The following is a 15,788-nucleotide window of genomic DNA, read 5'->3' as shown; positions in this document are numbered from 1 at the left end:
AACAATGGCAAATTATTTCAACACCTTACCGCTTAGAGAGCAGTTAGAACAATTAAGTCACGCTGAATTCATGGACAACACTGAATTCACAGATGGTGTAAATGCTTTAAAAGGTAAAAAAATCGTAATCGTAGGATGTGGTGCGCAAGGCTTGAACCAAGGTTTAAACCTAAGAGATAGCGGACTGGACGTTTCTTATGCTTTGCGTAAAGAAGCTATTGAACAAAAAAGAGATTCTTGGAAAAACGCTACGGACAACAACTTTAACGTAGGCACTTACGAGGATTTGATCCCATCTGCGGATTTAGTTATCAACTTGACTCCAGATAAACAACATACGTCAGTAATCAACGCTGTCATGCCGTTGATGAAAGAAGGCGCTACATTATCGTATTCACACGGTTTCAACATCGTTGAAGAAGGTATGCAAATCCGTAAAGATATTACTGTCATCATGGTTGCTCCAAAATGTCCAGGTTCTGAGGTTCGTGCAGAGTACCTTCGTGGTTTTGGTGTTCCTACCTTAATCGCTGTTCACCCAGAGAATGATCCGCAAGGAAAAGGCTGGGCTGAAGCAAAAGCATACTGCGTAGGAACAGGTGGACATAAAGCCGGTGTATTGAAATCTTCATTCGTAGCCGAGGTAAAATCAGATTTAATGGGTGAGCAAACGATTCTTTGTGGATTGTTGCAAACAGGTTCGATCTTATCTTTCGACAAAATGATCGAGAAAGGTATCGAAGCTGGTTACGCATCAAAATTGGTACAGTACGGTGTAGAAGTAATCACGGAAGCCTTGAAACATGGTGGTGTGAGCGGAATGATGGACCGTTTGAGCAATCCAGCAAAAGTAAAAGCCTTTGAGATCTCTGAAGAATTGAAGGATATTATGCGTCCTTTATTCCAAAAACACCAAGATGATATCATGTCAGGTCACTTTAGCAAGACCATGATGGAAGACTGGGCAAATGGTGATGCGAATTTATTGAAATGGAGAGCTGAAACAGGTGAAACTGCGTTCGAAAAAACACCTGCTGGTGATGTTAAAATCAACGAACAAGAATACTTCGACAACTATACACTGATGGTTGCTTTCATCCGTGCAGGTGTTGAATTGGCATTTGAAACAATGGTTGAAGCAGGTATCAAACCAGAATCAGCATATTATGAATCATTGCACGAAACACCATTGATCGCTAACACAATCGCTCGCAAGAAATTGTTCGAAATGAACCGTGTTATCTCTGATACAGCAGAATACGGTTGTTACCTATTCGACCAAGCTTGTAAACCTTTGTTGGCCGACTTCATGAAAACTGTTGATACTGATCTCGTAGGTAAAAACTTCAATGAAGGTAGAGATGCTGCAGTTGATAACGCACAATTAGTTGTCATCAATGAAATTCTACGCGATCACCCTGTAGAAATCGTCGGTCGCAAATTGCGCAAAGCGATGACTGCAATGAAAGCAATCAAAACTGTTTAAAAGTCCATACGAAATTATACATGCTCCAAAAATCATGAATATTTCGTAATTTAGTATATCGAAATCAAGGTGATATTGAGACATTTGCAATATCACCTTGGTTCATATAAAAATAACATAAGAGAGATTAAAAAATGTCAAAAACATTAGTAGAAAAGATTTGGGATGCGCACGTCGTCAAGCGTGAAGAAGGGTTTCCGGATATTATATATATCGACACCCACTTGATTCATGAAGTTACTTCACCTCAAGCTTTCGATGGCTTGCGTAAAAGAGGAATCCCAGTTTTTCGTCCAAAGCAAACGGTAGCTACTGCCGACCACAACGTACCGACACTCAATCAACATTTACCGATCAAAGAAGAGCTATCCCGTTATCAAGTTGATATGCTCACCAAAAATTGTGCTGAATTTGGTATTGAATTATATGGTTTAGGTCATCCATACCAAGGGATTGTACACGTTATTGGTCCGGAGCTGGGTATCACCCTACCAGGTAAAACGATGGTCTGTGGCGATAGTCATACCTCAACACATGGTGCTTTTGGAGCTATTGCTTTTGGTATTGGAACCTCTCAGGTTGAACAGGTCTTCGCAACACAATGTTTGTTGCAGTCGAAGCCAAAAACAATGAAAATTGAAGTCAACGGTACCCTTCAAAAAGGTGTTGGAGCAAAAGATATCATCCTATATATCATCTCTAAAATCTCTGCTGCGGGCGGTACAGGTTACTTTATTGAATATGCTGGTTCAGCAATCCGTTCTTTAAGCATGGAAGCACGTATGACCATTTGTAATATGAGTATAGAAATGGGTGCACGTGGAGGCTTAATTGCTCCAGATCAGATCACTTTCGACTACGTAGAAGGCCGTGAATTCGCACCGAAAGGTGAGGAATGGGATCAAGCCCTAGCATACTGGAAAACATTATATTCTGACGAAGATGCCATCTTTGATAAAGTGTTGACTTTTGATGCTGCAGATATTGCACCAATGATTACTTATGGCACCAACCCAGGCATGGGTATGGGTATCGCGGAACATATTCCAGCAACTAACGCACAACCAGAATCAGAACGGCCATCGTACCAAAAAGCATTGGATTACATGGGTTTTAAAGATGATTCAACAGTCTTAGGCAACCGTGTTGATTATGTGTTTATCGGAAGTTGTACCAATTCCCGTATTGAAGATTTACGTGAAGTAGCTTCATTCGTTAAAGGCAAGCAAAAAGCACAAGACGTTGAAGTATGGATTGTACCGGGCTCAAAACAAGTAGAAAAACAAGCGAAAGAAGAAGGCTTGGATAAAATATTTGAAGCGGCAGGATTCCAGCTACGTGAACCAGGATGTTCGGCATGTTTAGGGATGAACGAAGATAAAATCCCTGCTGGTAAATATTGTGTTTCGACTTCAAATAGAAATTTCGAAGGCCGTCAGGGACCGAATGCCCGCACCATGCTGGTATCTCCTTTGACAGCAGCAGCTGCGGCAGTAACAGGTAAAGTAACAGATGTAAGAGAGTTGATCTAAGCAGAAAAAAATGAAAAAATTTGAAACTTTAACGTCACAGGTAGTCCCACTACCTATCGAAAATATTGATACTGATCAAATTATTCCCGCACGCTTTCTAAAAGCGACCACGCGTGAAGGTTTTGGTGATAATTTATTCCGCGACTGGCGTTTTGACACAGACAATCAGCCTAAAACTGATTTTGTGTTGAACAACCCGACCTATACGGGAAAAATATTGGTTGCCGGTAAAAACTTTGGTTGTGGTTCAAGCCGCGAGCATGCCGCTTGGGCTATTCAAGACTATGGTTTTGATGTGGTCATCAGCTCATTCTTTGCCGATATATTCAAAGGAAATGCCCTTAACAACGGTGTATTACCGATTCAGGTACCTGAAGAGTTTTTGGCGAAAATTTTCGAATTGGTGCACCAAAATCCGTCAACGGCGATTATTGTTGATCTTGAAAAACAGACAGTCATGTTGACAGAGACAGGTGATCAATTTGAGTTTGAAATCAATCCATACAAAAAATCATGTTTGATCAATGGCTATGATGACATTGATTTTATCCTTAACCAAAAAGATTCAATCGAAGCATTTGAAGCAAACAGACAATGGTAGATCCTGTCGTCCATATTGCCAATTTAACCATTCAGTACGGTAAAGATACCGTACTGCAAGACTTAAATTGGCAAATTTTTCCTGGCGAGCAATGGATCTTAGGCGGTCCGAGCGGTACAGGAAAAACCACGCTGGCAAAAGCGATTGCCGGGCAATTGAAGTATGAAGGCCAGATTACATTCCATCTTGACCCAACGAGCCTATTGCCGGCAAAAATTCATTACGTTTCCAATTGGTTTCAGTTTACCAATCTTGAAGGCGATCGCAATTTCTATTACCAACAGCGCTACAATAAATTTGCAAAAAACGATACATTAACGGTTTTTGCCGAGTTGAAACATTTTGCAAAAGAAGAACAGCTTTCTTTTGAAAACGTACGTTCTTACCTGAACATTTTTGGATTCGAGAATTTCAAAGATCAGCAGTTGATTGAACTTTCGAGTGGCGAACACAAAAGACTGCAATTGATCAAGGCCTTGTGGCTTCAACCTCAGGTGCTCATTATCGACCAGCCTTATACAGGACTGGATGCACAGTCCAGAAAAGATCTCAATCAGATTTTCGATCAGCTTGCGGATAAAGGGGTCACCTTGTTGTTGATCAGTAATGATGACGAACAACCGGATTGTATCAATCGTTTTGCGGAAATTCAGGAAGGTAAAATCAGGATTCGCCAACGGAGTGAAGAGCTATCCAAAGGCTTGCCCCGAATAAGAAAGGCGCTGCCTTATTTTCTACAACAGGCACCTCAGGTATCTGCCCAGGTCATGGTAAAAATGAACAAAATCAATATTTCATACGGCGAAAAACAAGTCTTAAAGAATATTGACTGGGAAGTAAAAGCCGGTGAAAAATGGTTGCTACAAGGGCATAATGGTTCAGGAAAATCAACTTTGCTTAGTCTCATCAACGGCGATCATCCACAGGCTTACGCCAATGACATCCATCTTTTTGGCAAAAAAAGAGGATCTGGAGAAAGTATTTGGGATATCAAAGAACATTTGGGTATTATATCTCCGGAATTACATTGGTACTATGATATGAATGCCAACGTTGGGCAGACGATTGCTTCTGGATTTTTTGACTCCATGAGCCTATACCAACGCTTAGGATTTGAACAACAGCAAAAGCTCGAGCAAATTCTCTATTTTTTTGACCTCAAAGAGGTTAAACACAAAACATTGGGATCATTGCCTTTAGGTCAACAACGTTTGGTCCTATTGGCCCGCACGATCGTGAAACATCCAGAATTGCTGATTTTGGACGAACCTTGTCAGGGCTTAGATAAAGAGCAGACCCAGTATTTCAACGACGTCATCGATGACCTCAGTAAAAGTGGCCAGACGCTCATTTATGTAGGTCACTTCCAAACCCAGCTACCAACGTGCATTGACAATAAAATCGTGTTGGAAAAGGGAGAAGTAAAGGCTATATCCGAAGTTATCCACAAAAAAGAAACTTTATCAACATAAAAATTGTGGAAAACTTCAATTAATTCGAAAATAAGAACAAAAAATAAAAAGAGAATCAAGATATCGGAAAACACTGGAAATCAAAAGTCAAAAATAAAGATAACTCAATAGGTTTTAGGCCTATTTTCCAAAGTTTCATTAGACCTATCTCTGATAGCTCAATATTAAAAATACAATGAAGAAAAATATTTTAATCATACCTGGAGATGGCATCGGCCAAGAAGTAACAACTTGGGGTAAAAAAGTTTTAGAAAAAATAGGTGAAAATTATGGTCATGAGTTCAGCTTTGATGAAGCTATCATGGGCCATACTGCAATTGAAGCGACAGGCAACCCGCTTCCTGATGAGACATTATCTAAAGCAAAAGCTTCTGATGCGATCCTTTTCGGCGCCATTGGCCATATTAAGTATGATAATGATCCTTCTGCTAAGGTAAGACCTGAACAAGGCTTGTTGAAAATCCGTAAAGAACTAGGTCTTTACGCAAATCTTCGTCCAATCCTTTTATTCGATGAGTTATTGGATGCTTCGAGTTTAAAGCCCGAAATTCTTCAAGGTACAGATATTCTTTTCTTCCGTGAACTGACAGGTGATGTCTATTTTGGTGAGAAAAATCGCAATGAGGATAATACCTTTGCTTCAGACTTGATGAATTATCACCGTTACGAGGTTGAGCGTATCGCACGTAAAGCTTATGATGCAGCACGCACGCGTAACAAAAGACTATGCTCTGTTGATAAAGCCAATGTATTGGAAACATCCCGCCTGTGGAGAGAAGTTGTCCAGGATATCGCAAAAGAATATCCGGATGTTGAAACCGAGCACATGTTTATCGATAATGCGGCCATGCAATTGGTGAAAAATCCAAAGAAATTCGATGTGGTATTGACAGCCAATCTTTTTGGTGATATCCTGACAGACGAAGCGTCACAGATCGCAGGCTCGATGGGTATGTTGGCTTCTGCTTCCGTAGGTGATGGCACAGGCTTCTTCGAACCTATCCACGGCTCTGCACACGATATCGCTGGTCAAAATAAAGCAAATCCATTGGCTTCAATTTTATCTGCTGCCTTGATGCTTGATATTAGCTTTGGTCTACAGGAGGAAGCTAAAGCGGTTACCAATGCTGTTGCAGAAACATTAAAAGCTGGTTGGAGAACCGGTGATATTGCCAACAGCAGCACAGAAGCTTCAAAAATCTTAGGTACTCAGGAAATGGGTGAAAAAGTATTGGAGTTTATTAAATAGTATACCCTTTTTAATTTGTAAATCTTTTGAATTAAGAAATTATGTTACACGATCCTAATCATCTTTACATTTTCGACACCACTTTACGTGATGGCGAACAGGTACCAGGCTGCCAATTAACTACTCCAGAGAAAATTGAGATTGCTAAAGACCTGGAAAAACTAGGGGTGGATATTATCGAAGCCGGTTTCCCAGTGTCTAGCCCTGGTGATTTTCAATCGGTCGTCGAATTATCTAAAGCGGTAAACGATGTCATTATATGTGCATTGACCCGTGCCAATCAAAACGATATTGACGTAGCTGCCGAGGCATTAAAATATGCCAAACGCCCACGTATCCATACGGGTATTGGTTCTTCGGACATGCATATCAAATATAAATTCAACAGCACAAGAGAAGAAATTTTAGAACGTGCCGTCGCGGCTGTAAAACATGCCAAATCCTATGTGGAAGATGTCGAGTTTTATGCAGAAGATGCGGGTCGCGCAGACTTGGCATTTCTAGCTAAAATGGTTGAATCGGTGATTGCTGCCGGTGCTACGGTAGTCAATATCCCCGATACAAACGGTTATTGTCTGCCAGACCAATATGGCTCAAAAATCAATTACCTCAAGGAGAATGTACGCAATATCGATCAGGCCATTATTTCGGCACATTGTCACAATGACTTGGGACTTGCAACAGCAAATTCTATCGCTGCGATTCAAAATGGAGCCCGTCAGGTGGAATGTACCATCAACGGTATCGGTGAGCGTGCCGGAAACACGTCACTTGAAGAAGTAGCCATGATCCTTAAAGTGCACAACCAGTCGTTTGGAAGCTTGACATCAAACATCGATAGCCGCATGTTTACGTACTTATCGCGCAAGGTAAGTGAAATGATGAACATGCCTGTACAACCGAATAAAGCGATCGTTGGTCGCAACGCCTTCGCACACAGCTCGGGGATTCACCAAGATGGTTTCCTAAAACACCGTGAGAACTATGAGATCATCAGACCAGAAGATGTTGGTTTGGTTGAAGCTGATATTATCTTAACTGCACGTTCAGGAAGACATGCCCTTAAGCACCATTTGGAGCGTTTAGGCTTCCATCTTGAAAAAGATGATTTAGCTGATTGCTATCAACGTTTCTTGGTTTTGGCCGACGAAAAGAAAAATATTTGTGATGATGACCTAAAAAGCCTCATCCAAGAAAAAATATAAAAAAAGGAAGGCTGCAGATGCAGCCTTTTTTTATCATAAATACATTTTTTTAAAAGGATCCAAATGATACGTTGCTAATTATTATTTTATCATACGTACAAACGATCTTCCATTTAAAATCAACTAAATTTAAATACTGTATAGGTAGAATCTCTCATATAACAGCGAATATCTGCGTTTTATTTGCTACCTTAACTAGGCAATCATCTAACAATGAATCTATCAACCTTAAACATCAATTCAGAAGCTACACTTGACCGCATCAAGTCTGTGGTCAACAGAACACCGCTTCAATATAATCGGCATCTATCCGAAAAATATGGCGCTGAAGTCTATCTCAAACGGGAAGATTTACAAGTCGTACGTTCCTATAAATTACGCGGTGCCTACAATAAAATTATTTCCTTAACAGCGGAAGAGCGACAACGTGGCGTTGTATGTGCCAGCGCAGGCAACCACGCTCAGGGCGTTGCTTTCTCCTGCAATAAACTCGACATCAAAGGCGTGATATTTATGCCGGGGCCGACACCACGCCAAAAGATTTCACAAACGGAAATGTGGGGTAACGGCAATGTAGAAATTATCTTGACCGGAGACACTTTTGATGACTGCCAAAAAGCAGCGCTGGCTTATACAGCAGAGCATGGCATGACTTTCATTCCGCCATTTGATGATCTCAAAGTTGTGGAAGGACAGGGTACTGTAGCCGTTGAAGCTTTACAAGATCTTCCCGATATGGACGCCATATTTATCCCAATTGGTGGCGGTGGACTTGCCGCGGGAGCGAGCTATTACCTAAAAAGTAAAAACAACGCAATCAAATGCTATGGTGTTGAACCCGAAGGAGCCCCCTCCATGCAAGCGGCCTTGACTCACGGCGCACCGATCGAGCTCGAGCATATCAACAAATTTGTTGATGGGGCAGCTGTTAAAAAAATCGGTGCAACGACATTTGAAATTGCCAAACAATTGTTGGATGATACACGCTCTATTCCCGAAGGAAAGATCTGTACCTGTATCCTAGAGCTGTACAATAAGGATGCAATTGTCGTTGAGCCTGCAGGCGCTCTATCCGTGGCCGCTCTTGAATTTCACAAAGATGAAATTAAAGGTAAGAAAGTCGTCTGCATCATATCCGGTGGAAACAACGATATCGACCGCATGAGTGAAATCAAAGAATTGTCTCTACTTTACGAAGGGTACAAGCATTATTTTATCGTTCGTTTCCCACAACGTCCAGGCGCCTTAAAACTCTTCGTTTCCGAAGTATTGGGGCCTAAGGATGATATTACCCGTTTTGAGTTTATCAAAAAAACAGAACGCGAAAGAGGTCCAGCGCTAGTCGGCATTGAGCTCAACAAGCCTGAGGATTACGAAACACTGATTGAACGCATGAAAGAATATAAGTTTGATGTCATTGAAATCAATAAAGACCAGACACTATTTGAATATCTTGTATAAATAATAGGTATAAACGAGAAAAGCCAGGATATGAATCACTGGCTTTTCTCGTTTATATAACCAAAATATCCCACTCAAAGCCTTCAAAAAAACGAACAATTCCATAACCTAAAAAATCGTATATTTCCGTTATTAAAAGATATTCAATAGCTTAGGAGAGAGCGATAAATTATTTTTATTTGACCAAAGGCATATTGCATATAAAAAGTAATTTATCTAAGTTTAATTGTTTAATCAATACTATACGAAAAATGAGAGTACTAATTTTAACGATTCTGACCTTAATAGGTCAACTTACTTTTGCTCAGACCGACAAAAGTAAACGCCCAAGTCCTCCAGACAACACTAAGGTAACCACCACCGATGGTGTCACGATTGACATTAATTATAGCCGCCCTTCATTGAAAGGTCGTCAGCTTGGTGTTGATATCGCCCCTATCGGTATTGTATGGCGTACTGGAGCAAATGAAGCGACCACCATCGAATTTAATAAAGATGTATTGGTTGAAGGCAAGAAATTAGCTGCTGGTAAATATGGCCTTTACAGCATCCCTGGGGAACACGAAACAACAATTATGTTTAATAAAGTGTGGAATCAGTGGGGAACAAAATATGATGCCAACGAAGATGCGCTCCGCGTTTCCGTAAGCAACGCTACTGCAAGTACCTCACAGGAACAATTTAAGATCAACGCTACTCCGCAAGGAACTATTTCTTTGGAGTGGGGACAGTATGTCGTTCCATTTACGGTTAAAGTGAGTAAATAGCAAAAAAACTTATTTATGATTACGCAAGTCTACCATTGTATAAATGGAAGCGCAAGGTTTATTCAGACCAATGAACTCGTTGCATTTCGCGATAAACCAAACGATTGATTCTATTGATACTTTAGTAAAAAAAACACAAATCAATAAAACAAATACTTCATTCAATATAAAAGGGGCAGTCCAAAGGGGGATAGCCCCTTTTATATGGAATTTTTACCGAATCCCTATACAGGTACTTTTCAAATATTCAATTCTCAGAGGGTTTGTTTTTACTTTTTAGACACCTTCTTTTACATTGAATCCTTGTACACCTTAACACTATTGCTTCTGGTTAATCGACCGGTTATTTTTTAAGGTATTTTTCCAAAAATTGATCCTGCTCCCAAAGTAAATGGAAGATATTTTCTTTGGCGACATATCCATGAGCTTCGCGTGGTAAAATGACCATACGCACGGGAGCTCCCAAATTTTTCAGGGCCTGGAAATAGCGTTCCGTCTGCAGGGTGAATGTTCCGGGATTATTATCGGCTCCGCCGTGAACCAACAAAAGTGGGGTTTTCATCCGATCAGCACTCACAAATGGAGACATGGTCATATACAAGGTTGGATCATCCCAGAAGTTTCGTTGTTCACTCTGAAAACCAAATGGTGTTAAGGTCCGATTGTATGCTCCAGAACGCGCAATTCCTGCGGCAAACAATTTTGAATTGGACAACAGATGTGCTGTCATAAACGCACCATAGGAATGCCCACCCACAGCAACTTTTTTCCGATCGATATAACCCAAATGATCTACCGCATCAATTGCAGCTTCGGCATTTGCCACAAGTTGCTCAATAAAGGTATCATTCGGTTCTTTTGTTCCCTCTCCAACAATAGGGAAGGCCGCATTATCCAATACAGCATAGCCCTTCGATACCCAGTAGATAAAAGAGCCATAACTTGGGAAGGTAAACTCCTTCGGATTGGCCGTGCTTTGTCCGGCTGTATTCTTGTCCTTATATTCCCGTGGATAAGCCCACATTAGCAGAGGCAACTTCTCTTTCTTCGTAAAATCATAACCGGCAGGTAAATATAATGTTCCAGAAAGTTCGACTCCATCCTTGCGCTTGTATTTTAAAATCTCTTTATGAACTTTTTCCAACGATTTAAACGGGTTTTCCAACGTGGTGAGCGTCACCTGTTTCCCCGATTTCATATTTTTCATGAAATAATTCGGATAAAACGATGCTGACTGAAGCGAAATCAACAGATCACCAGTTTTAGGGTTCACGAGTTGGGCGATACGTTCTTGCATTTCAGATGCTGGAGCAGTGTAGATGCGTTTTTTCTTCAATGAATGCAGATCAAGCTCATCCACAAAAGGAAACTCGCCATTTTTAGTAAAACCCTTACCTACAAACAACGCTTTATCCTTATCTATATACATCGAATAAGTGCCTAAACTATTTTTTTCCATATACACATCTCCCGGATCATTATAGACGTCCTGACTGTTCCGGTCATGCAATAGTTTAGATTCTCCCGAGGAAGGATTCACCACAAAAGTTTTTGCATTTCTCGTATCATACCATTGCGAATTGATCAATGCATATTTATCATTCCCCCATGTTACACCAGCATAACGGTCTTTGATTTTAAAAATAAGCTTTCCCGCACCATTGTAAGGGTAAGATAAAGTATATAAGGCATCACGAAACTCCGCAGGTTTGTTCGCATCCCCGCCATCCAAGGCTTCTACATAAGCCAACGTAGCTGGCTGATCACTCCGCCAATGCCAGGCCCGTTTTCCCGATCGTGTCGACGAAAAACCTTTCGGCATTACCTCTGTCAAGGGGGTCTCATTCACCAGCGCTATTTCCTTGCCCGACCGATCATAAATTCGAACCTGCTGTGGAAAAGACGAAACCGGAACTACGTAGGAATAAGGTTTTGTAATGGTCGTGACCATCACATATTCTCCATCCGGTGAGAAGCTGATCCCTGTATAAATGGCTTTATCTTTAAAGGAAGAAATCTTGCCGTCCAGATCTACAAGTTCAAGGTTGGATTGTACCAATGTTTCAAAATTCACTTCATCCTGCGGATTTTTAAGCAGGTCTTGGTATGTCCTCAATTGGGATACCTTCCCATCACTTGTTGAGACAATAGGTCCTGTCGGCAAATCTTTTGAAGGATCCAACAGTGCCGCCCTATCCTTTGGCAGACTTGTTATTATTAAACCGGAAGAATTTCTCAGCCACTGAAATGGTGCTGTCAATGTTCCGTTCAAATTGTAAGCAGTCAACTGTTTGACATTTCGCGTTGCAAGATCAATGACAAATAAGGCAGTTCCGCTTTCATTTGTATTGCTAAATGCCAAACGCTTATTGTCTGGAGAGAACACAAAATTGGCCATCGCCGCTTTTTCGGGCATTCCCGTGAAGTCGGAAAATTCCATATTTTGTCCTATTTTTTTCAAGGCAATCTTATCGAAAAAGATTGTCGAACTTTCCATGTTGGTCTTTGGATTAATCCGCAATCCCGCCAGTTTCATTTCTTCCTGGCCTAAGTCTGCCAGGCTTTTATACGTAGACCGGAACGTAAATAACATCCAATTTCTATCGCTAGAAATTTTTATCTGAGGGGGGCGCACATAATCGGCTAAGGCCAAAATTTCAGTAGAGGGTTTTTGAAAGGTAATGTTTTCCTGCGCTTGCGTCTGTAGCGACGTTAGAAGCAAGAGACCATAGAATAGTTTCTTCATAAATTTATTTTTCAAATTAGGGCAAAATAAGATAATAAAAATTTCATAAAAAAGCAAGTTTTGTAGCTTTTTTATGACAGTAAAATTAAACTTAAATCATTTGTAAAATAGTGGTAAAAATTACGAATTTAAAGTTATCCACATTTATAAAACACAGAAAAACAACAACTTACAAACACTAATCTGCAGCAAACGCATTCTCTGACAAACTTTTGCCCAAAATGTGGAAAAGTCAAACTACCGCATCGAAAGAAAATATAAGATATTTGTTAAGCTAATGAAAGAATTGGCAACTCAACGAAGTTTTTAAGTATCGAAACACAGACTTTTCTTTTTGACGAATTGTCTATTTTTAATGGCTAGATTAACCTTCAATCTGGTCTCCCCGATTAAAATTGATACCATTAACTTCGTACCGAGTTTTTCTATAAAGATTGGAATAAAAAAATAAACAAGTAAACATGGCAAGAATTATCAAATTTGAGAAAAACGATTGTGCTCCTTGTGCGCAAGTATCGGCTTATTTGGATCAAAAAGGTATCCAATATGAAACGGTTAATCCTTTTGATGAACCAGACTTGGCCGCAAGATTCAAAATCCGCACAGTTCCTACGGTAATTGTGTTGGAAAATGAAGAGATTCAACACCGTATCATTGGCTTTAAACCAGAGGAATTGGCTGCCATTGCACTTTAATAAATTCAGCGTATCATTAAAATTAAACAGTGACATGATACACATTTATTATGATTCCAGAACGGGGAACGTACAACGTTTTATGGATAAAGTAGCGCAGATAACGGGTTGGCAAATCCATAAGATCACCGCCGATTTAACGGTAAAAGCCCCTGGTCATTTGGTCACTTTCACCACAAATTTTGGACAAGTGCCCGAAAACACAAAAGAATTCATGAAACGCGAAGCTAAAAATATCTATTCTGTTACTTCCAGTGGCAACCGCAACTGGGGACCGAATTTTGGTCTAGCAGCTGATCGCATTTCACAGGATTTCGACATTCCACTGGCGTTCAAATTTGAACTGTCCGGAACAATGGAAGATATTAATCAATTTATTGACATCTTAAAGAACTTTTGCGATGGTAGCAAACGAAGTAGCAAAAAACTGGATATTGCTTAATAATGAAATCATGATTAAGCATGATGACGAATTCAGCTTACATAAAGATAAGGAAGCGGTTCGTGCATATTTCTTGGAATATGTAAATAAGAACACCGTGTTCTTTTATACATTAAAAGAAAAAATAGACTATTTGGTAGAAAACAACTATTATATTGACTTTTACCAATGGTTTACATTTGAAGAAATGGAAACGGTATTCAACTATGTCTATGCGAAAAAATTCCGTTTCGAATCTTTTATGGCGGCATTCAAATTCTTCCAGAGCTACGCTTTACGTGATGACTCTGGCGAGAAGTTTTTAGAGCGTTATGAAGACCGTGTAGTTGCTGTTTCCTTGTTCTTAGCAAGAGAAGAGGGTGTTCAAAAAGCAATTGAGTACGCAGAAATCATGATCAATCAAGAATATCAGCCAGCGACCCCTACATTCTTGAATGCAGGAAAGAAACGCTCGGGTGAATTGGTATCTTGTTTCTTGGATGAAATCGGCGACAACTTAAATGGTATCGGTTACGCTGTTGATTCCGCCATGAAGTTGTCTTCTATCGGCGGTGGTGTATCGTTCAATATCTCTAAAATCCGTGCTCGCGGAGAAGCTATCAAAGGTGTTGAAGGCCGTGCCGGCGGTGTACTTCCAATCATGAAGATTATGGAAGATACATTCTCATATGCTAACCAGTTGGGACAACGTCCGGGTGCTGGTGCAGTATACCTCAATATTTTCCACTCTGACATCGAAGAATTTTTAGATTGTAAAAAAATCAACGTTGACGAGAAAGTACGTATCAAATCATTGTCGATCGGTATCATCGTTCCCGATAAATTCATGGAATTGGCAGAAAAAGATGAACCATGCTATTTGATCTACCCACATACGGTGATGCAAGAGTATGGACAATTCTTGGATGAGATGGATATGGACAAAATGTACGACGAATTGATCACGAATCCAAACGTGAAAAAGAAAAAAATCAATGCTCGTCACCTTTTAGTTAAAATTGCTCAGACACAAAAAGAATCAGGATATCCTTATATTTTCTTCAAAGAGAACACCAACCGTGTCCATGCATTGAATGAAATCGGTCAAGTGAAATTCTCGAACTTGTGTACTGAAATCATGCAAGTATCTCAAGTATCCGATATTGAGATCTATGGCAAACAGGACACGATCCGTTATGGTATCTCCTGTAACTTAGGCTCCTTAAATATCGCGACTGTAATGGACAACAAACGTATCAAAGAGACCGTAAAAACGGCTATGCGCGCTTTGACTGTCGTTACAGACGTGACCAATATCGATATGGTTCCATCTATTGCAAAAGCAAACCGCGAGTTGCATTCTGTAGGGCTAGGTGCAATGAACCTCCATGGTTACCTTGCAAAAAGCTTCATCATGTATGAATCTAACGAAGCACTGGATTTTGCCAATACTTTCTTTATGATGATGAACTATTATTCATTGGAAGCATCGATGGAAATTGCCAAAGAACGTGGTAAAACATTTGTTGGATTTGAAAAATCAGCCTATGCCGATGGTACGTATTTCAACAATTACATAAACCGCGATTACATGCCTAAAACAGCTAAGGTAACGGAGTTATTTGAAGGAATACATATTCCAACAGTCGAAGATTGGTTGGAATTAAAAGCGAAAATCAAAGAACATGGTATTTATCATGCTTACCGCTTGGCTATTGCTCCAAATCAATCGACTTCGTATATCATGAATGCAACCGCATCAGTTATGCCAATCGTCGATATCATTGAGGTACGTGAGTATGGAGATAGTACAACTTACTATCCAATGCCATACTTGACAAACGATAATTATTTCTATTTCAAATCGGCTTATGATATGGATCAATTCAAGGTCTTAAAATTGATCTCGGTTATCCAACGCCATATTGATCAAGGTGTATCTACAATTTTGCATACAAACTCAAAGGATTCGACAAGAGATTTGTCTAGATATTATATCTATGCACATAAATTGGGGTTGAAATCCCTTTATTATACACGGACAAGAAAATCGACCATCGACGAATGTGTCTCTTGTTCAGCTTAATTTTGAGATTTTAGTATTTGGATATATAATGGGAGAAAGTCAAAAGTTGCCTACGCCATTGGCGGCT

General features: G+C 40.1%; 12 protein-coding genes. 11 read left to right on the top strand and 1 reads right to left on the bottom strand.

What is annotated here, in order from left to right; genetic code table 11:
- Positions 1-4 precede the first annotated feature (4 nt).
- The 8 genes from ilvC to B3H30_RS07565 all read left to right on the top strand — a co-directional run bounded on the left by ilvC (position 5) and on the right by B3H30_RS07565 (position 9,773).
- A complete protein-coding gene (gene ilvC, locus B3H30_RS07600; protein ID WP_286833843.1) occupies positions 5-1,486 on the top strand; it encodes a ketol-acid reductoisomerase in 1,482 nt (493 codons plus the stop codon).
- 134 nt (positions 1,487-1,620) lie between these two features.
- Positions 1,621-3,018, top strand: a complete 1,398-nt coding sequence (leuC, locus tag B3H30_RS07595) for a 3-isopropylmalate dehydratase large subunit (protein WP_104383784.1) — start codon at positions 1,621-1,623, stop codon at positions 3,016-3,018.
- Between the two features lie 10 nt (positions 3,019-3,028).
- The gene (gene leuD / locus B3H30_RS07590; RefSeq protein WP_070570164.1) at positions 3,029-3,619 is read left to right on the top strand and encodes a 3-isopropylmalate dehydratase small subunit; all 591 of its coding nucleotides are present in this window, start codon (positions 3,029-3,031) and stop codon (positions 3,617-3,619) included.
- Positions 3,613-5,091 (top strand): ATP-binding cassette domain-containing protein, encoded by a 1,479-nt coding sequence (locus B3H30_RS07585; RefSeq protein WP_115046526.1) that lies wholly within the window; start codon positions 3,613-3,615, stop codon positions 5,089-5,091. The genes leuD and B3H30_RS07585 overlap by 7 nt, the downstream gene beginning before the upstream one ends.
- 175 nt (positions 5,092-5,266) lie before the next feature.
- Positions 5,267-6,340, top strand: a complete 1,074-nt coding sequence (leuB, locus tag B3H30_RS07580; RefSeq protein ID WP_286833839.1) for a 3-isopropylmalate dehydrogenase — start codon at positions 5,267-5,269, stop codon at positions 6,338-6,340.
- 41 nt (positions 6,341-6,381) lie between these two features.
- On the top strand, positions 6,382-7,545 hold the full coding sequence (locus B3H30_RS07575; protein ID WP_083296124.1) for a 2-isopropylmalate synthase: 1,164 nt from the start codon (positions 6,382-6,384) through the stop codon (positions 7,543-7,545).
- Between the two features lie 213 nt (positions 7,546-7,758).
- Positions 7,759-9,006, top strand: a complete 1,248-nt coding sequence (ilvA, locus tag B3H30_RS07570) for a threonine ammonia-lyase IlvA (protein ID WP_070570170.1) — start codon at positions 7,759-7,761, stop codon at positions 9,004-9,006.
- Between the two features lie 251 nt (positions 9,007-9,257).
- Positions 9,258-9,773, top strand: a complete 516-nt coding sequence (locus B3H30_RS07565) for a DUF2911 domain-containing protein (RefSeq protein ID WP_070570172.1) — start codon at positions 9,258-9,260, stop codon at positions 9,771-9,773.
- A 343-nt stretch (positions 9,774-10,116) separates the two neighbouring features.
- On the opposite strand, the gene B3H30_RS07560 is transcribed toward B3H30_RS07565, so the two are convergent.
- On the bottom strand, positions 10,117-12,519 hold the full coding sequence (locus B3H30_RS07560) for a S9 family peptidase (RefSeq protein ID WP_070570176.1): 2,403 nt from the start codon (positions 12,517-12,519) through the stop codon (positions 10,117-10,119).
- A 461-nt stretch (positions 12,520-12,980) separates the two neighbouring features.
- On the opposite strand from B3H30_RS07560, the gene B3H30_RS07555 reads away from it, so the two are divergent.
- The 3 genes from B3H30_RS07555 to nrdE are packed head-to-tail and all read left to right on the top strand — an operon-like array spanning position 12,981 to position 15,721.
- Complete coding sequence (locus B3H30_RS07555; RefSeq protein ID WP_046673718.1) at positions 12,981-13,214, top strand: thioredoxin family protein; 234 nt, start codon at positions 12,981-12,983, stop codon at positions 13,212-13,214.
- Between the two features lie 34 nt (positions 13,215-13,248).
- A complete protein-coding gene (gene nrdI, locus B3H30_RS07550) occupies positions 13,249-13,656 on the top strand; it encodes a class Ib ribonucleoside-diphosphate reductase assembly flavoprotein NrdI (protein WP_083296125.1) in 408 nt (135 codons plus the stop codon).
- Positions 13,616-15,721, top strand: a complete 2,106-nt coding sequence (gene nrdE, locus B3H30_RS07545) for a class 1b ribonucleoside-diphosphate reductase subunit alpha (protein ID WP_070570178.1) — start codon at positions 13,616-13,618, stop codon at positions 15,719-15,721. Before nrdI ends, nrdE begins: the two co-directional genes overlap by 41 nt.
- The last annotated feature ends 67 nt before the right edge of the window (positions 15,722-15,788 follow it).

The sequence above is a fragment of the Sphingobacterium sp. UBA7038 genome (assembly GCF_002494055.1).
Classification (GTDB): domain Bacteria; phylum Bacteroidota; class Bacteroidia; order Sphingobacteriales; family Sphingobacteriaceae; genus Sphingobacterium; species Sphingobacterium multivorum.
Note: the sequence above shows the minus strand (reverse complement) of the source record. Positions and strands in the feature narration are given on the sequence as shown.